The 18,018-nt window shown below is 71.9% G+C and carries 18 protein-coding genes; 17 read left to right on the top strand and 1 reads right to left on the bottom strand.

The window, feature by feature from the left end; all coding sequences use genetic code 11:
• Positions 1 to 32: 32 nt before the first annotated feature.
• Positions 33 to 1,775 carry a B12-binding domain-containing radical SAM protein gene (locus BM536_RS36055; protein ID WP_073491454.1) on the top strand — a complete coding sequence of 581 codons (1,743 nt, stop codon included), beginning with the start codon at positions 33 to 35 and terminating at the stop codon, positions 1,773 to 1,775.
• The gene (locus BM536_RS36050; protein ID WP_073491453.1) at positions 1,772 to 2,710 is read left to right on the top strand and encodes a Gfo/Idh/MocA family protein; all 939 of its coding nucleotides are present in this window, start codon (positions 1,772 to 1,774) and stop codon (positions 2,708 to 2,710) included. The genes BM536_RS36055 and BM536_RS36050 overlap by 4 nt, the downstream gene beginning before the upstream one ends.
• Here BM536_RS36050 and BM536_RS36045 read toward each other — a convergent pair.
• Entirely contained in the window at positions 2,700 to 3,869 is a 1,170-nt protein-coding gene (locus BM536_RS36045; protein ID WP_245873955.1) for a radical SAM protein, read from the bottom strand. The two genes, BM536_RS36050 and BM536_RS36045, sit on opposite strands and share 11 nt — an antisense overlap.
• Before the next feature lie 235 nt (positions 3,870 to 4,104).
• Between BM536_RS36045 and BM536_RS36040 the strand changes: the two genes are divergently transcribed.
• From BM536_RS36040 to BM536_RS35975, 15 genes are all read left to right on the top strand, one after another.
• Complete coding sequence (locus tag BM536_RS36040; RefSeq protein WP_073491452.1) at positions 4,105 to 5,193, top strand: 3-dehydroquinate synthase family protein; 1,089 nt, start codon at positions 4,105 to 4,107, stop codon at positions 5,191 to 5,193.
• Between the two features lie 8 nt (positions 5,194 to 5,201).
• The gene (locus tag BM536_RS36035) at positions 5,202 to 6,071 is read left to right on the top strand and encodes a shikimate dehydrogenase family protein (protein WP_073491451.1); all 870 of its coding nucleotides are present in this window, start codon (positions 5,202 to 5,204) and stop codon (positions 6,069 to 6,071) included.
• Complete coding sequence (locus tag BM536_RS36030) at positions 6,068 to 7,219, top strand: aromatic ring-hydroxylating oxygenase subunit alpha (protein WP_158086574.1); 1,152 nt, start codon at positions 6,068 to 6,070, stop codon at positions 7,217 to 7,219. Before BM536_RS36035 ends, BM536_RS36030 begins: the two co-directional genes overlap by 4 nt.
• A 94-nt stretch (positions 7,220 to 7,313) precedes the next feature.
• Complete coding sequence (locus BM536_RS40960; RefSeq protein ID WP_020129798.1) at positions 7,314 to 7,565, top strand: phosphopantetheine-binding protein; 252 nt, start codon at positions 7,314 to 7,316, stop codon at positions 7,563 to 7,565.
• 18 nt (positions 7,566 to 7,583) lie between these two features.
• Entirely contained in the window at positions 7,584 to 8,330 is a 747-nt protein-coding gene (locus BM536_RS36020) for an FkbM family methyltransferase (RefSeq protein ID WP_073491450.1), read from the top strand.
• Between the two features lie 40 nt (positions 8,331 to 8,370).
• Entirely contained in the window at positions 8,371 to 10,098 is a 1,728-nt protein-coding gene (locus BM536_RS36015; protein WP_094103985.1) for a carbamoyltransferase family protein, read from the top strand.
• A gap of 24 nt (positions 10,099 to 10,122) precedes the next feature.
• Positions 10,123 to 11,067: an aminotransferase class I/II-fold pyridoxal phosphate-dependent enzyme gene (locus BM536_RS36010; RefSeq protein WP_342748871.1), complete on the top strand. Its 945-nt coding sequence runs from the start codon at positions 10,123 to 10,125 to the stop codon at positions 11,065 to 11,067.
• Positions 11,061 to 11,330 carry a hypothetical protein gene (locus BM536_RS44510; RefSeq protein ID WP_342748870.1) on the top strand — a complete coding sequence of 90 codons (270 nt, stop codon included), beginning with the start codon at positions 11,061 to 11,063 and terminating at the stop codon, positions 11,328 to 11,330. Before BM536_RS36010 ends, BM536_RS44510 begins: the two co-directional genes overlap by 7 nt.
• Positions 11,330 to 12,400, top strand: a complete 1,071-nt coding sequence (locus BM536_RS36005) for a Gfo/Idh/MocA family protein (protein WP_073491449.1) — start codon at positions 11,330 to 11,332, stop codon at positions 12,398 to 12,400. The genes BM536_RS44510 and BM536_RS36005 overlap by 1 nt, the downstream gene beginning before the upstream one ends.
• On the top strand, positions 12,397 to 13,617 hold the full coding sequence (locus BM536_RS36000) for a DegT/DnrJ/EryC1/StrS family aminotransferase (protein WP_094103984.1): 1,221 nt from the start codon (positions 12,397 to 12,399) through the stop codon (positions 13,615 to 13,617). The genes BM536_RS36005 and BM536_RS36000 overlap by 4 nt, the downstream gene beginning before the upstream one ends.
• The gene (locus BM536_RS35995; protein WP_245873954.1) at positions 13,610 to 14,284 is read left to right on the top strand and encodes an HAD-IA family hydrolase; all 675 of its coding nucleotides are present in this window, start codon (positions 13,610 to 13,612) and stop codon (positions 14,282 to 14,284) included. Before BM536_RS36000 ends, BM536_RS35995 begins: the two co-directional genes overlap by 8 nt.
• Positions 14,259 to 14,732 (top strand): type II 3-dehydroquinate dehydratase, encoded by a 474-nt coding sequence (locus tag BM536_RS35990; protein WP_073491448.1) that lies wholly within the window; start codon positions 14,259 to 14,261, stop codon positions 14,730 to 14,732. The genes BM536_RS35995 and BM536_RS35990 overlap by 26 nt, the downstream gene beginning before the upstream one ends.
• Entirely contained in the window at positions 14,729 to 16,864 is a 2,136-nt protein-coding gene (locus tag BM536_RS35985) for an AMP-binding protein (RefSeq protein ID WP_094103983.1), read from the top strand. The genes BM536_RS35990 and BM536_RS35985 overlap by 4 nt, the downstream gene beginning before the upstream one ends.
• Positions 16,861 to 17,826: an ROK family protein gene (locus tag BM536_RS35980; protein WP_073491446.1), complete on the top strand. Its 966-nt coding sequence runs from the start codon at positions 16,861 to 16,863 to the stop codon at positions 17,824 to 17,826. Before BM536_RS35985 ends, BM536_RS35980 begins: the two co-directional genes overlap by 4 nt.
• Positions 17,823 to 18,018: glycosyltransferase family 2 protein (locus tag BM536_RS35975; protein WP_143651055.1), on the top strand; the 196-nt coding region annotated here is incomplete at its 3' end. The genes BM536_RS35980 and BM536_RS35975, both read left to right, overlap by 4 nt.

The following is an 18,018-nucleotide window of genomic DNA, read 5'->3' as shown; positions in this document are numbered from 1 at the left end:
CTTTACAGACCACGGGGAAGGGTTAGGGTCAGATGTCGGACGTCGTGCTGTTGACTCCGCGTGAGATAGCCACCGGAGCACTCAGCCTGAACAACCAGAACGTGACCGTCACCGACGAGGAGTACGTAAAACTCGATCCGGCACTGCGGATCTTCTACGAGAAGGTCCGGGAAAATCTGGGTCTGGCCTGCATCACCGGATACCTGCGCAACGCCGGACACTCCGTCACCTCGCTGAACCTGCACGGCCGTACGCCCAGCGACGAGGCCATCATCGACCTCATCCGCCGGGAGCGCCCCCGCTTCGTCGGCATCAGCATCATGTACGACCTGCACATCATCGACGCCATCCGGCTCATCCGGTGCGCGCGGATCGCCGATCCTGACGTATTCATCGCCATCGGCGGCGCCTTCTGCACCTACAACGCGAAACTCATCGCCGAGCAGGTGCCCGAGGCCGACTGCGTCACCTTCGGCGAGGGCGAGTTGACGGTTGTGGGCATCATGGACCGGCTGACCTCCGGCGCCGACTGGCGGGAGACCCCCGGGCTGTTCTACCGCGACGGCGACCGGGTGCGCAGCAGCGGCATGCCCGTGCTGCCCGACCTCGCCAACCTCGTCTGGCCGGCCCGTGACGTGCTGGAGTACCACCGGGCGGCGGGTATCGCGACGCCCGTGGCCTCCACGTTCACCAGCCGCGGCTGCCACGCCAAGTGCACCTTCTGCTACGCGCCCCGCCAGCCCGGAGTGGTCGACGGCTTCTGGCGGATGCGGCCCCCCGCCGACGTCGTCGACGAGATCGAGTACCTGCAGCGGGAGTTCGGCACCCGTTTCATCTGGTTCAACGACGACAACTTCGGCGGGGCGTTCGGCGACGGCTTCGCACACGCCGTGGAGTTCGCCGAGACCGTCCTCACCCGTGGTCTGAAGTTCCAGTTCCACTGCGAGTTCCGCGTCGACTCCGGGCTGATCGACCACGAGGCCCTCGACCTGCTGCACCGGGCGGGACTCTCGTCCGCCCTGCTGGGCATCGAGTCCGGGTCGCCCGGCATGCTGCGGCGGTTCAAGAAGGGCACCACGGTGGCCTACAACCTCGACGCCGCCCGTATGTTCAAACGCAAGGGCCTCGGCCTCGACCCCGGCTGGATCATGATCGAGCCGAAGACCACCATCGACGAACTGTGGGAGAACCTCGAGTTCATCGTGGCCGCTCGCATCCACGAGGCCGACAACCCGTTCTTCCTCATCAACCGTGCGATCGCCCTGCGCGGCACGGAGATGTACGACAAGATCGAGGAGCCGCTGCCGCTGGCCGACATCGAAGGCATGGAGGGCGCCGCCTACGAGGTCCTGCGCACCGCTCGCCGTGACTACCGGGTGCCGGACCCCCGAGTCGAAGCCCTGTGGAGCGCCTGGAGCGAGGTCGGCGAGGAGATCAGCGACCGCAAGGAGAACGTCCTGCCCTTCATCGCCCAGAAGATCGCCCTGGGCGCCCGCAGGCTACGGGGCACGGAGCACAACCCGCGCGCCTTCCTCAGCAGGCTGCGGGCCTGGCGCAACGGGCTGCCGGAGCTGTTCCTCGCCTTCATCAACTACGGGCTCGTCCTCGCCGAGACCGACCCGCCGGACCTCGCCACGCGGCTCACCGCCGACCTGCGGGACCTGGTGGCCGACTACGACGCCGAGCACCTCGGCGAGTCCTTCGAGGACTTCGGCGAGCGGGTGGAGCGCATCTGCGGCGCCGAGGCCCTCGTCGCGGCGGGAGCGGGCCGATGACCCTGCGGTACGGAGTGGTCGGCTGCGGTCGCGTCTTCCAGCGTTACCACCTGCCCGTCGTCACCGACCACGAGGACTACACTCTCGTCGCCGCCTGTGACACCGACGCCGACAGCGCGCGCTCGGTGCTCGGCGCGGCGGCCGACGGCGTCCTGGTCACCACGAGCCTGGAGGAGTTCCTCACGGTCGGCAGGCCGGACGTGGTGGCGGTGTGCACCCCCAACGACGCCCACACCGAGCCCGTGCTGGCGGCGCTCGCGGCCGGGGCGCACGTCCTGTGCGAGAAGCCGCTGGCCGCCGACCTCACCCAGGCGCGCCGACTGGCCGGGGCAGCGGGCGCCGACCGGCTCGCCGTCAACCTGCCCTACCGCTTCCACGAGCTGGTACCGGCGTTCCTCAAGGCGCTGCCCGAGGGCCCCTGCGAGATCACCCTGACCTTCACCACGGCCGGTCAGCGGCTGTGGCGGCCGGTGACGAACTGGTACGGCGACGCGGCGCGGGCCGGTGGCGGGGCACTGGTCGACCTCGGCGCGCACGCCCTGGACCTGCTGGTCACCGTCTTCGGGCGGCCTCGCCCGGTCGCCTGCCGGGTCGACGCGAGGGGGGTGGAGGAGCGGGTGATCGCCGACCTGGAGTTCCCGGCAGGCCCCGCGAAGCTGCGCATCGATCGCCGCAGCCGGGTCATGGGCCTCACCCTGGAGGCCACCGCGGCCAACGGCGAGACCACCGTGCTGGATCTGCGGCGCGGCGAGGTCCGCAGCGCCGCGGGCACGGTCACCGCCGAGGACCGCCGGCCCGAGCTGGCGGCGATCCGCGGCTTCCTCGACACGGTGGCGGGCCGGCCCGGGACCGCACGGTGGCCCCGGCTCAGGCGTTGGAGGTGCAGGAACTCATCGCGGCGCTGTACGCCGACGCCGAGTGCGATCAGGAGCTGACGCTCTGAGCGACGCCCTGTCCGGTTGCGGGGGCGCCGGAGATGACCGGCCGGAACGTCTCCTTCAGCTCCCGCAGCCGGGCGCGTGAGCGCTCACCCGAGTACAGATGCGTGGCGCCGATCTCCTCCTCGGTGATCCGGTCCAGGAAGAACAGGTTGATGACGTCGGACGGCGTGGCGCAGGTCTTGCAGAAGCTGAACCGCGGCCGGTCGTGCATGAACAGGTCGTAGTGCTGGTGCGAGCCGTACTGGTCGAGCAGCAGTTTCCGGTCCTGCGCCAGGTTGCCCATCGGCTTGACCCAGGCGTGCGGGCACGCGGAGACGTCGCCCTGGCCGAAGAGCTGGGCCATGGTCGCCGTGACGAAGCACCCGAGGGTGCGCACGTTCGTCTTCAACTGCTCGGCCATGTGCTCGACGTAGGCGCGCGGCGGCAGGACGTCGGCGAACTCGTCGTAGTGCTCCACGAGCGGCATCAGGTGGTCGCCGGGCGGCGGGCCCATGCGCTCGGCGGTGTCGCCGCGCACGGGGAAGAAGTAGAGCGTCGTGCTGCCCGCGACCTCGTCGCGCAGGTACCGGGCGAACTCCAGCTGGCCCGCGTAGTTGGCGTCGGTGAGCACCGACTGGATGTCGATGCGCAGCCCGGCCTCGGCCGCCGCGTGCAGACTGCGCATGATGACGTCGTGCAGCTTCGCCTGCTTCGGGGGCAGCCGGTGCCGGTTCAGCTCCAGCGTGTGCCCGTCCAGGGAGATGTTCAGCTGGACGTTGCCCATCGCCGCGAGGGCCTCGATGCGCCGCTCGTTGAGGAACACGCCGTTGGTGATGACCTGGACGGTCTCATAGCGGCGGCTGGCCTCCTGGACGAACTCGGTGGACCCCTTCAGCCAGAAGAACTCACCGCCGGAGAGCCGCAGAATGGGCGCGTCCACGTGCTCGTGATACATGTCGAGTATCTCGTGCCAGTCCTGGCGGCGATCGGTGGTGAGGCGCAGCCGTGCGTCGGGCACGTTCATGAGGAGGTTGTACTCCTCGGTGAGGCAGTAGGAACAGCGCATCTGGCAAAGCTGTTCCTCGATGACCATGTCGTTCATCAGGAACGGGAGTCGTCCGCCTTCTGCCGCCGAGGCGGTGAGGGCGGCACGAAACTTTTCCTTAAGGCGCATGTAAGTCCCCGATTTGCGGTCGGCATGGGATTTGCGGTTCAGGTTCGCTCGACCGGTCAACACTAACCGCTCGGCAACCCCACGGCCATAGGCCCTGGTTGCCACCGCGTGAGCGTCAAACGCCCTGCACAGGGCGGCAACTGACGGTCGGCGCACGTCAGGGGTGGACCTTGATCCGCACCTGTGCGTAGCATGCCGTCGGTCGAGGCCGGACAGGCACGGGGGCACTGAAGGCATGAGCGTAATCCGTTCACGGGCGGGGAGCGGGGGGACGGAAGTCCGTGCCCGCCGTATCGACGTCCGGCTGAAAGACCACGACTACGCCGTGCACGTGGGATCCGGCGCCCGCCGACTGCTGCCCGCCGTCCTGAGGGAACTGGGCGTCGGCCGCGTCGCCGTCGTGAGCAGCATGCCGGAGGGCGAACTCCCGGACCCCGGCGTACCGTTCACGGTGGTGCCGGTGATCGACGGCGAGCGGCACAAGACGCTCGCGTCGGTCGAGACCTACTGCCGCGCCTTCGTCGAGGCTGGGCTGACCCGGTCCGACGCCGTGATCGCCTGCGGCGGCGGCACGACGACGGACACGGTGGGCCTGGCCGCCGCCCTCTACCACCGCGGAATCAAGGTCGTGCACCTGCCGACCACCCTGCTCGCCCAGGTCGACGCGAGCGTCGGCGGCAAGACGGCGGTCAACCTGCCCGAGGGCAAGAACCTGGTCGGCGCCTACTGGCAGCCCAGCGCGGTGCTGTGCGACACGGACTTCCTGCGCACCCTGCCCCGACGCGAACTGCTCAGCGGATACGGGGAGATAGCCCGCTGCGCGTTCATCGGCGCAGGCGATCTGCGCGGGCTCGACCTGACCGAGCAGATCGTGGCGAGCGTCACGCTCAAGGCCTCCGTCGTCGCCCGCGACGAACGCGACCAGGGCCCGCGCCACATCCTCAACTACGGCCACACCCTCGGGCACGCCATCGAGCGCGCCACCGACTACGCCTGGCGACACGGCGAGGCGGTCGCGGTCGGCACCGTGTTCGCGGGGCTGCTGGCGGGCAGGCTGGGGCGTATCGGGGAAGACCGGGTGGCCGAGCACCGGGAGATGGTGGAAAGCTTCGGACTGCCCACCTGGCTGCCGTCCGGCGTGCCCGTGACGACCCTGGTGGAGCTGATGCGGCGCGACAAGAAGAAGGGACAGGACGCCGACTCCACGCTGACGTTCGTCCTGGACGGCCCGGGCGGAGTCGAGCTGGTGCCCCGCGTCGAGGCGCACGTGGTCTCCTCCGTCCTGGCGGACATGCCCTCGGGCCCCGCCCCCGCCTCGGCCTGAGGAGCGCCATGCCCGACGCCCTGCCCGACCCGAGCGCGATATCGGGGACGACACGGCTCTACGTGGTCCTGGGCGACCCGGTGGCCCAGGTGCGCGCCCCCGGTCTGCTCAACGACCTGTTCGCGCGCACCGCGCGGGACGCGGTACTGGTTCCCGTGCACGTCGGCCCCGAGGGCCTGGGCGAGGTGATGCGCGGACTGCGCCGCATCCACAACCTCGACGGCATCCTCGTCACCGTGCCGCACAAGATCGAGGTGTGCCGGTACGCCGACCTGTTGGGCCCGGCCGCCGAAGTGGCCGGCAGCGCCAACGCCCTGCGCAGGAACCCCGACGGGACCTGGCTCGCCGACAACTTCGACGGGGCCGGCTTCGTCCACGGCCTGCGCGCCAACGGCCACGACCCCACGGGCGCGACCGTCGCCCTGGCCGGGGCGGGCGGCGCCGGACGGGCCGTCGCCGCGGCCCTGCTCACCGCGGGCGTCGCCCAACTGCGGTTGTACGATCCCGACTCGGACCGCCAGCAGGACGTACTGGCCCGGCTGGACGCACGTTGGCCGGGACGCGTACGGTCCGGCGTGGAGGGCGACTTCGACGGTGAAGGCGACCACGAGGGCGGCCGGGTCGACATCGCGGTGAACGCGACCCCGCTGGGCATGCGCCCCGGTGACCCGCTCCCCTTCGACCCCGCACGCCTGCCGCGTACCTGCGTGGTCGCCGACATCATCATGAAGCCGGCCGAGACCGCCCTGCTCAAGGCCGCCCGGGACGGCGGACGGCCCGTGGTGCACGGACGCCACATGCTCGACAGTCAAGTACTCCTCTACCAGGAGTTCTTCGCACTGCACGCACCGGAACGAAACGGGAGGTGGGAGCCGTGATCGACCACGCACAGGCCGTGGCCCTCGCGCAGCGGGCGCTGGCGCACCTGGAGGCCGGCACGACGGACCAGGCCGAGGACGTGCTGCGGGTCCCCGTCGCGGAATACCTCGACCCCGACCGGTGGCAGCGGGAGATCGACCTCGTCTTCAAACGGGTTCCGCTCGCCCTCGCGCTGTCCGCCGAACTCCCGGGCGCCGGCTCCTACAAGGCCCTGGACGTCCTGGGCACCCCGGTGCTGCTCACCCGCGGACAGGACGGCGTCGTACGGGCGTTCCTCAACGTCTGCCGACACCGCGGCGCCCAGCTGTGCCCGGCCGGGACCGGCACCCGGCACCGTTTCCGCTGTCCCTACCACGCCTGGGTGTACGACGACCAGGGCAGCCTCGTCGCCGTGCACAAGCCCGCGACCTTCGGGGACGTCGACACCGCCGAGCTGGGGCTGCGGCCACTGCCCGTCACGGAGAGCCTCGGTTTCGTGTGGGTGTGCCTCACCCCGGGCGCCACGATCGATCTGGACGCCTGGCTCGGTGACTACGCACGCGAGCTGGAGCGGCTCGAACTCGACAAGTGGCACGTCTACGAGCAGCGCGAACTGGCCGGTCCCGGCTGGAAGGTGGCCTTCGACGGCTACCTGGAGAGCTACCACATCCAGGCGCTGCACCGCACGACGTTCGCCCCCACGTCCACGTCGAACCTGATGGTGGTGGACTCCTTCGGGCCGCACCAGCGGATCCTGTACCCGGTCAAGTCGCTGAAGACGCTGCGGGACATCCCGGTCGAGGACTGGGAACCCGCCGCGCACTGCGGCACCGTCTACACCGTCTTCCCCAACGTGTCGATCGCCGGCGCCTGGGAAGGACACGGAGTGGTGTCCCAGATCATGCCCGGCCCGGGGGTGGACGCAAGCCGTACCGTGCAGACCATCCTGACGCGTGTGCCACCGGTCACCGAAGAGGACCGGCGCTACACGGCGGAGTTCAGCGAACTCGTCGAAAGAGGCGTTGCGGACGAGGACTATCGCACCGGATTCGACGTGCAGGCGGCTTTGTCCTCGGGGGCGAATACGCACTTTGTCTTCGGGCGCAACGAGTTGGCGTTGCAGCATCACCATCGCTGGCTCGACCGCCTGCTCGCGGACGCCAAGTAGGGCGCTGGCGAGGCATTTTGTCGTCTTGCCAGGATGGACAGCTTCTGACCCACCGACTAGATTGTCACTTGTCCGAACGAATGAAAGGCTGTCTGTGAACCGCGACGAAGTACTCCAGGAGATCCACCAAATCGCCAAGGAGTTTGCCGCCTCCAGTGGTCGTACGGTGAACGAGAACAGCAGCAACTTCCTCGAAGCCTATGGATTCACCTCGCTGGACGCGCTGGAGTTCCTGCTTCTCCTCGAAGAGCGCTTCGGTGTGACGTTCGAGGACGAGGATCTCACCGAGGACACGCTCACGTCCGAGGACCGCCTGGCCGACTACGTCGTCGAACGTCTCGGCTGAGTCCCGGGGACTCGGCACATGACACCCCCCAAGCTGACGGAAGTCGCTGAGGGATTCTCCGTGCACGCCGTGAGCGCGCTCGACGCGCGCTTTCTGTACCGCGAGATGTTCGAAGGCGGAACCTACGCAGGCATCGCCCTTCCCGACGAACCGTTCGTCGTCGACGTCGGGGCGAACATCGGCCTCTTCACGCTCTTCGTGAAGCAGCGGCGGCCCAAGGCGCGCATCGTGGCCTTCGAGCCGCTGCCCGAACTCGTCGCGGCGCTGCACGCCAACGTGGCGGAGTTCGACCTCCACGACGTGTCCGTGCACGAGACCGCGCTGGGCAGCGAGGAAGCGGCCGGCGTGTCCTTCCGCTACTACCCGCTGCTCCCCAGCAGTTCGACCCTGTACCCGCAGGATCAGGGGCAGTTGAGGGAACTGCTGGGCAGGAGCTTCCCGCCGCGGGTCGTGGAGCGGATGTTCCAGGGACGCGAGATCACCGTCGCCGTCGACCGGCTCTCCCGCCACATCGGTACCGACCGCCCCGTCGACCTGCTGAAGATCGACGCGGTCGGCTCCGAACTGGAGATCCTGCGTGGTGTCGACGCAGACCTGCGCCCCCTGCTGCGCAACGTCTTCATCGACGTCCAGGACGTGCACGGCCGGGTTAACGAACTCTGCCTGTACCTGAGGGAGATGGGTTTGGAGCCCAGCGTGCTGAAGCCGCCGATGGCGGACGGCGAAGACACACTGAACTACCTGATCCACGCCGTGCAGCCGTGACACAAGGAATCCTGCGAGCTCGAAGAGGGGAAACACGGGGATGCTGACGCTCGGCCTGGGCGGGTCCAACCACGACTTCGCCGCATGCCTCGTCTCCGACGGCGTCATCGCCGCCGGGATCGAGGAGGAGCGGGTACGCCGGGTCAAGTACTCGGTCGGAGTCAACTCGCTGTTCAACCAGTCGTGGCGGTACTGCCTCGACATGGCACAGGCGCGCCTCGCCGACGTCGACGTCATCGTCGCCGACGACACGCTGCTGGCGCCCGCGTACTTCCCCTTCCGCAAGCGCATCCACCTGATACGCCATCACATGGCGCACGCGGCCAGCACCTTCTTCCCCTCACCCTTCGAGCGGGCCGCCATCCTCGTCGTCGACGGGGCGGGCAGCCTGATCGACGACCGGGGCGTGGAGACCCTCACCACCGCCGTCGGCGAGGGCACCACCATCACCGAGCTGTCCAAGGTGCTCGGCACCAACTGGTCCACCGACGGCCTCAGCTCCCTGCGGGTCTACCAGGCCGGCGACAGCGACCACTCCCTCGGCTACATGTACAAGGCGGTCAGCAAGGCCATCGGCTTCGTCCTGTACGAGAACGAGTACGAGGGCCGCCACTGGTACCTGTCCGAGGACGGCAAGACGATGGGCCTCGCGCCCTACGGCACCCCGCGCTACTGCAAGGAGTTCCGCGAGTACCTCACGCTGTTGCCCGACGGCGGCTATGAACTGCACCTCAAGAACGGCGGCCTGCTCGACTTCATCGAGCACGCCCTCGACGGCTACGAGGGCGACGAACGCTTCGCCCGCGCCGCCGACCTCGCCTACGCCGCCCAGGACATGCTGGAGGAGACCCTCCTGCACGTGGCCCGGCGGCTCCACGCCGACACCGGGCTCACCGACCTGTGCCTGGCCGGCGGCGTCGCGCTGAACTGCGTGGCCAACGGCCGCCTGCTGCGCGAGACCCCCTTCGAGAACGTCTTCGTGCAGCCCGCCGCGGGCGACGGCGGCTGCGCCGTCGGCAACGCCTACTACGGCTACCACGTCATCGCCGGACAGCCCCGCGAGGCCCCCGCCCGCACCGCCCAGCGCCACGCCTACCTCGGCCGCACCTACGGGGACTCCGAGGTGCGGGCCGCGCTCGACGCCTGCGGACTGCCCTACCGCAAGGTGGACGAGCCGTCCCGGGTCGGGGCCGAACTGCTCGCGCAGGGCAAGCTCCTGGGCTGGTTCACCGGCGGATCGGAGTTCGGGCCGCGCGCCCTGGGCCACCGCAGCATCCTGGCCGACCCCCGGCGCGCCGAGATGAAGGACATCATCAACGCCCGGATCAAGCACCGCGAGCCCTTCCGGCCCTTCGCCCCGGCGGTGCTGCGCGAGCACGCCGCCGACTACTTCGACCTCGACATCGAGTCGCCGTACATGCTCATCGTGGCCCCGGTACGGCCCGAGAAGCAGGGCGAGGTCCCGGCCATCGTGCACGTCGACGGGACCGCGCGCGTGCAGACCGTGACAGCCGAGGACAACGGCGCGTACCACCGGCTGATCGCGCACTTCCACCAGTTGACCGGAGTACCGGTGGTGCTCAACACGTCGTTCAACGACAACGGTCAGCCGATCGTGGAGACACCGCAGCAGGCCCTCGAGTTCTACGGCGGCAGCCGACTGGACTGGATGATCATGGAAGACTACGTGGTGGCGCACTCGGCCGACGACCTGGACGCGCTGGCGTCGACCTGGTCGGCGGCGACCGGCAGCCCCGCCACCGACTGACACCGAAACTGAGAGGGACGCACAGTGGCTCTGGCACTCGACGGTGGCCATCCGGTCCGCCGCCACGACTTTCCGGCCTGGCCGTACCATGACGACACCGAGCGCGCGGCGCTGATCCGCGCGGTCGACCAGGGCCAGTGGTGGCGAGTCGGCGGCTCCGAGGTCACCTCGTTCGAGGCGGAGTTCGGCGAGTACCACGGCGGCACGGCGCTCGCGGTCACCAACGGCACACACGCCTTGGAGCTGGGCCTGGAGCTGCTGGGTCTGCGGCCGGGTGACGAGGTGATCGTGCCCGCCTTCACCTTCATCTCCACCTCCATCGCCGTACAGCGCGCGGGCGGCGTGCCGGTCCCGGTCGACGTGGACCCCGTGACGTACTGCCTCGACCCGGCGACCCTGGACGCCGTCCGCACACCGCGCACCCGCGTCGTCATCCCCGTGCACATGGCCGGGCACGTCGCCGACATGGACGCCATCGGCGCCTGGGCGGCCCGGCACGACGTCGTCGTCTTCCAGGACGCCGCACACGCGCACGGTGCCGTCTGGTCAGGCCGGCGCATCGGCGACTTCGGCACGCTCGCCGCCTTCAGCTTCCAGAACGGCAAGCTCATGACGGCGGGCGAGGGCGGGGCGCTGCTGCTGCCGTCGGCGGAGCGGTTCGACGAGGCGTTCGCCCGGCACAGCTGCGGCCGGCCCATGGGCGACACGACCTACGAGCACCGCACCCCGTCGTCCAACTACCGCATGACCGAGTTCGCCGGAGCGGTCCTGCGCGCCCAGCTCGGCCGGCTCGCCGAGCAGAACGCGCGCCGCGAGAGCCGCTGGAAGACCCTGTCCGCGGCGCTGCGCGAGATACCCGGCGTGGTCCCGCAAGGCCGCGACCCGCGCTGCGACCTCAACCCCCACTACATGGCCATGGCGCCCTCGACCCCGCCACGCACCCCGGGACCGACCGCGACCTGGTGGTAAGGGCGCTGGTCGCCGAGGGCATCCCCGCCTTCGTCAACTACCCGCCGGTGTACCGCACCCAGGCCCATGAGGCGCTGCGCGGCAACGGACTCCCCGAGACCGCCGAGCTCGCCGAGCGCAACCCGGTCAGCGAACACCTGGGCTCGCACGGCTTCTGGCTGCACCACCGGGTGCTGCTCGGCTCGGACGCCGACTGCGCCGACGTCGCCGAGGCCGTGGCGAAGGTGCTGTCCGAACTGGCGGGGAAGAAGCGTTCCGCCTGATGAGGGTCGCCGTTGTCGGGCTGGGCTGGGTGGCCCGCGAGGTATGGCTGCCGCGGCTGGTCAAGCACCCGGACTTCGACGTCGTCGCCGTGGTGGAGCCGCGGCCCGAGGCCGTCGAGCGGGCCGGCGCCCTGGTGGCCGGGGCGCGCGTGTACGCCGGACACGAGGAGCTGGGGCGGGGTGAGGCCGACCTCGTCTTCGTCCTCACCCCGAACTACACCCACGGCGCTCTCGCCGGCCACTTCCTGCGCCAGGGCCTCGCAGTCTTCCTGGAGAAGCCGACCGGCACCGACTTCGGCCACCTGCGGCTCCTGGAAGACGCGGCCCGCGACGGAGGAGGACGGCTGCTGCTGTCCACCGCCGCCCGCCACCGCTCCGACGTCGGGGAACTGGCGCGCCTCGTCGCGGACGGGGCGCTCGGCACGCCCCGGCTCGCCGAGCTGAGCTGGGTCCGCTCCCGGGGCATTCCCGGCAGCGACTGGTTCGCCCGCCGGGAGACGGCCGGCGGCGGCGTCCTGGTCGACCTGGGCTGGCACGTCATCGACGTCCTGCACCACCTGTGGGGCGCCTCCGGCGTGCGCCACGCCACCGCCCTGCCCTTCTGCGACTTCCTCACCCGCGAAGGCTGGGGCGCCGACTGGCACGCCGGCGGCGCCGCCCTCGCCAACGCCGATGTCGAGGACCAGCTCACCGCCCTGGTGGCCACCGAGCGATACGGCATGTACCTGCGCTTCGCCTGGGCGTCGCACGAGACGGTCGACCGCACCCGGCTGGTGCTGCACGGCACCGAGGGCACCGCAGAGCTGACCACCACCTTCGGCTTCAGCCCCCGGCGCGTGGCCGAACCGACGCTCACGCTCCGGAGGGAAGGCGGTGAGCGCCGGGTGCCGCTGCCCCCGGCCGGTGTCGGTGACGAGTACGACCTGCAACTCGACGCCCTGGCCGACGAACTGGACCGGCCCGACGCCACGGGCCGGGCACTGCGCGAGGCCCGCGAAGCCCTGGTCGTGGTCGAGGCCTGTTACCGCGCCACGTCCGCCGACTGGACAGCACCGGAGACGAATTCATGACTGCATCCCTGTCCGAACCCACGGCGCTGCGCTACGAGCCGCTGCGCGGCCTGGCCCTGTGGGGCGAGGAGGAGAAGGCCGCCGCGCTGGACGTGCTGGAGAGCCGCTCGCTCTTCCGCTACTACGGTCCCGCGCTCCAGCGCCGCGTGGAGCGGTTCGAGGAGCGCTTCGCCGCCCTCCACCAGGCGCCCCACGCGGTCGGCGTGTCCTCCGGGACCGCCGCCCTGACCTGCGCCCTGATCGGCATGGGGATACCGGAGGGCGGCGAGGTCATCGTGCCGTCGGCCACCTTCATCGGCTGCGTCAACGCCGTCGTGGCCGCGCGCGGCGTCCCCGTCTTCGCCGACATCGACGAGTCGCTCACCCTCGACCCCACGGCATGGGAGCAGCTCGTCACCGAGCGGACCTTCGCGGTCATGCCCGTCCACCTGAACAACGCGGCCGCCGACATGGACCCCATCCTGGCCGTCGCCCGCAAGCACGGCATCCGGGTACTGGAGGACGCCGCCCAGGCCTGCGGTGTCAGCTACCGGGGACGCCCGGTCGGTTCGATCGGCGACGCGGGCGCCTTCAGCTTCCAGCTGGAGAAGAACATCACCGCCGGCGAGGGCGGCGCCGTCGTCACGACGGACCCCGACGTCCACGACCGGGTGGTCCGCTACCAGGACCAGGGCGGACAGTTCACCACCTCGCGCAGCGGCGAGCGCGGCGGCGCCGCCGGCGAGGCCTTCCTCGGCGCCAACCTGCGGATGACCGAGATCGCCGGCGCCCTGCTGTCCGTACAACTGGAACGGCTCACGCCGATGCTGCGGCGGCTGCGCGACATCGCCCGTGCCGTCCGCGCCGACCTGGCAGACCTGGAACTCGAGTGGCGGCGACTGCCGGACGAGGAGGGCAGCGGGGGCGATCTCACGGTCCTGCTGGACAACCGGATGGCTGCCCGCCGGTTCGTCACCGCGCTCACCGCGGCCGGCATCCCCGCGGCCACGCTCTACTCGGGCCGCCTGGTCCAGCAGAACCCCGCCGTCCGCGCCGGCCGCACCCCGTGGGGCGTCGCCTGGGACGCCACCGCGCGCCTGCGCGCCAGCGAGGCCGTCCTGGGCCGGTCCGTCACCGTCGGACTCGGCGCGACCATGACGGACGACGACGTCGCCCACCTGGTGGCGAGCCTGCGGACGGCGGCCGACGCCGCGCGAAAGGGAGCCGGCGGTGAGTGAACTCCGGGCCGTCGTCCTGGACCTCGACGGCGTCCTCATCGACAGCATCCACGTGATGCGCAGGGCTTTCCAGCGCGCCTACGACCTCACGGTCGGTGACGGCGAGGCACCCTTCGAGGAGTACCTGACCCACCTCGGGCGGCACATGCCCGACACCCTGGCGATCATGGGCCTGCCGGCCGGGATGTACGAGCCGTTCGTCGTCGAGAGCCGCAAACTGGTCCACGAGATCGAGCCGTGTCCCGGCGCCGCCGAACTGCTCGCCGGACTGCGCGAGGCGGGCGTCCCGACCGCCGTCGCCACCGGCAAGACCCACGGCCGTGCCGTCGAGGCGCTGGCGGCGACGGGCCTGCTGGACCTGGTGGACGCGGTGTGCGGCAGCGACGAGGTGGCACACGGCAAACCGGCTCCGGACATCGTCCTGCTCGCCCTGGAGAAGATCGGCGCCGCCGCCGAGGGTGCCGTCATGGTCGGCGACTCCGCGCTGGACCTGCGGGCCGGCCGCGCGGCCGCACCCGGACCGCCGCCGGTCTCTGGGGCCAGGGCGACCGGGCCGAACTGCTCGCCCATCAGCCCGATCTGGTGGCCGGCTCGTGCGCCGAGCTGGCCGCCCTGCTGCACCGCCGTGAAGGGATCCCCGCGTGACCACCGCCTCCACCTCCCGTGACCTCCTGCTGCTCAACGGCCCCAACCTGGGCACGCTCGGCACCCGGGAACCCGGGGTCTACGGCACCACCACCCTCGCCGAGGTGGAGGAGGCGGTGGCCCTGCGGCTGGCCCGCGCCGGGTACGGACTGCGCTGCGAACAGCACGACGGCGAGGGCGAGTTGATCCGTGCGCTGCACAAGCACCGGGACACCGCCGCCGCGATCGTCAACCCCGGCGCCCTGATGATCGCCGGCTGGAGTCTGCGCGACGCCCTCGCCGACTACCCGGCACCCTGGGCCGAGGTGCACATCTCCAACGTCTGGGCCCGCGAGTCCTTCCGGCACAACTCCGTCGTCTCCCCGCTCGCCGTCGGCGTGATCGCGGGCTTCGGCACGCACGGGTACGAACTCGCCGCTGACGCACTGGTGCGGCGGCTGGAGACGGCGGGGGAGGGCACGGCGAGGTGACGGCCCGGGATCTGTGGCAGGCGTTCTCCCGGGCGGACCTGGACCCGGACGCGCTCGCGCTCGGCGACCTGACCCGCCGTACGGCCGTCGCACGGGTGACGGAGCTGGCGGAGCGCCTGCGCGCCCAGGGCGTGCGGCCCGCCGAGACCGTCGGACTCCAGGGACCCAACCAGCCGGAATGGGTGCTGGGCCTGCTCGCGCTGATCGCGGCGGGTGCCTGCCCCCTGCTGCTGCCCGCGGACTCGCCACCGGCGGAGACCCGCAGGCTGCTGAGGACCGCGGGGGCCCGCCGGACACTGGTGGCGGATCCCGACGGGGCGGACTGGGCGGTGCTGTCGGCGCAGGACGCCGGGGCGGACAGAGGGCTCACCGGCGACGCGGACTCCGAGGCGGCCGCCCACCATGCCCCCGGCACGGTGCTGCTCGCCTCCTCCGGGTCCACCGGGACGCCCAAGGTCGTCGCGCGGTCGCAGGGTTCCGTGCTGGACGAGGGTGTGCGCTACCACCGCGCCGGTCTGGCGCGGCCCGCCGACTCGGTGCTGCTTCCGTTGCCGCTGAGCCACGCCTACGCGCTCGGCTGGCTGGCCGGCGCGCTGGTCGCCGGGGCGCACGTCGACCCGGTGCCGCCGCGTGCCGTGGGCGCCGTGCACGCGCGGCTGCGGCAGCGGGCGACGGTCCTGGTCACCGTGCCCGGCCTGGCCCGTGTCCTGGTGCGCCGCAGGGCCCTTACGGACGACGCGCCCTACCCGGCGCTGCGCCGGGTGATGGCCGGCGCCGGATACGTGGACGCCGGGCTGGACGCGCTGTGGACCCGCACGCTCGGCGTGGGCGTCTCCCGCAACTTCGGCTCCAGCGAGACGGGCGCCGTGCTGTGGGGGGAGCCGGGGCTGCCGTCGGGAGCCGTCGGCCGTCCGATGCCGGGCGTCCGGGTCGACCTGCTGGACCCCGACGGCACGCCCCTGCCCGGCGCGGGCGCGGCCCAGGGAGAACTCGCCGTCGTCCTGGAGGACGGCTCCACCCACCGCCTGCACGACCTCGCCGACCGAGACGAGCACGGCGTTCACCGCATCCTGGGCAGAGCCAGGCTCGGAGTGGTCCGGCGCGGGGCCCGCTGGGTCTCCACGATGGAGGTGGAGTCGGTGCTGCGGGCGGCCCCGGGCGTCGCCGACGTCTCGGTCACGGCCACCGGCCCGGACGACTCCGACGACCAGGGCCTCACCGTCGAGTACGTGCCCGCCGACGCCGAGCTGGCCGCCCCGCGGCTCGTGCAGGCCTACGCCCGCGCCGAACTGGCCGCCTACAAGGTGCCCGACAGTTTCCAGCCGTGCTACCGCCTGCGCCGGTCCGCCGTCGGCAAGGCGCAGGCGGCCCCCGTGTACCGCCTCGCGCGTGCCGGCGCCCACCCGGACACGCCGGCCGAGCAGGTCCTGGCGGCGGCCCTCACCGAACTCGGCCTGCCCCCGCTCCTGGCCGACGGCGGCACCGCCGCCGACCTGGCCCGGACGGCGGGGCTGCGCGCGGAGGTGCTGTCGCCCGTGTTGGACACCGCGTGCGCGCTGGGGCTGTTGGTCACCGACGCCGACTCCGCGGGGGCGCCCGGCGCCTGGGCGTACCCGCCGGACGCCGTCCCGGCCGGCCGGGCGCTGGCGGCCCGGGTGCGTGGGGAAGCGGCCGGCGAGGGGCCGCGGCTGCCGGCCGCTCTGGCCGGACCACCGCCACCGGACGCGGGCCTGCGCGCGGCCGTCGAGGAGCTGCTGGCCGAGGCCGCCGTCGACGGTCCGCTGCTGGAGATCGGCGACGGCGATGTCCCGCCGTCGGCCGACGCGGAGTACGGCGCCTGCGTGGTCCTCGGCGGTGTCCACGGCCCGGCGGCCCGACTCGGCTCACTGGCCGCGCTGCTGAGGCCGAAGGGACTGCTCGTGGTGGCCGACACCTTCGTGGCCGACCCGCTCGCCCTCGCCGACGTGACGAGCCGCGTGACGGCCGTCCGCTGGCTGGTCGACGGACACCTGCACTGGTGGACCCCGCAGGAGCTGCGGGCGGGCCTGGAGGCGGTGGGCCTGCGGGTGGAGGAGAGCCACGGTACCGAGCACGCGCCCTACACGATCCTGGCCGCCCGGAAGCCGTCGTGACCGGCACGCGCCCGTTCACGGATTCCGCTGCGCCGGGCCGCTTCCTCGCCGTGGACATCGGCGGCACCAAGATGGCCCTGCGCGCGGTGGACGCCGGTGTGGCCGTGCACGAGCACACCGTCCCGTGGCCCGCCGGCGGTGACGCGGCAAGTCAGTCGGATCTCCTGGCGGCGTCCGTGGCCGAGGCGGTCGGCGTGCTGGGGGGAGCCCCCGTCCGTATCGGCGTGGCGGCGGCGCCCAACGTCGGTGCCGACGGGCGCGTCGTGAGCTGGCCCAACCGGCCCGAGTGGGTGGGCCGTTCGCTGCGCGCGCCCTTCGTGGGCAGCGGCGCCGAGGTCCTGTTCGGCGACGACGCCACGCTCGCCGGGCTGGCCGAGGCCCGTTCCACCGGCAGTCGGGACCTGGTCTACCTGGGCATCGGCACGGGTGTCGGCGGCGGTCTGGTCAGCGGTGGCCGACTGCTGACCGGCGCCTGGGGTACGGCGGGCGAGCTGGGCCATCTGGTGGTCGATCCGGAGGGCCCGCGTTGCCGGTGCGGCACGCGCGGCTGCCTCCAGGCCGTGGTGTCGGCCGGGGCTCTGGCCGCTCACGCCTCCGCGGCCCGTGGACTGGCCACGACGACGGCCGAGTTGGTGGCGGGCGTGCGGCGGTCCGATCCGTGGGCGGAACGGACCCTCGACCACGCGGCCGACCTGATCGCCCGCGCGCTGCGGGTCCTCGTGGAACTCGTCCAGCCAGCGCACGTACGCATCGGTGGTGGCCTCGGAGCCGCGCTCGCGCCCCTGCCCGGCCGGGTCGCGCGGCGGCTGTCCGAGACGGCCCGCCCGGGGCGGCCGCTGCCCGGGATCGGGCCGGCCGTCCACGGTCCGCACTCCTCCCTCGCCGGTGCCGTCCTGCTCGCCGCCCACGGCCCGAGCCTGATCGGTGGGGCGGACCCGCTCCACGAGGGGAGCCCGGCATGACCCGGCCGACGGTCAGCGTGGTCATCCCCACCCGCGACAAGGCCGACAGTCTGCGGCTCGTCCTGACCTGCCTGGCCCGGCAGGTGTGCCCGCAGCCCCACGAGATCGTGGTCGTCGACGACGGCTGCACCGACGGCACGCCGACGTGGTGGCTGCCGCCGCCGCACGGCTGCCCGTGCGCACGGTGGCGGG

Source organism: Streptomyces phaeoluteigriseus (genome assembly GCF_001896135.2).
Classification (GTDB): Bacteria; Actinomycetota; Actinomycetes; order Streptomycetales; family Streptomycetaceae; genus Streptomyces; species Streptomyces phaeoluteigriseus.
The sequence above is the reverse complement of the archived record's forward strand: the minus strand, read 5'-3'. Positions and strand labels throughout refer to the sequence as shown.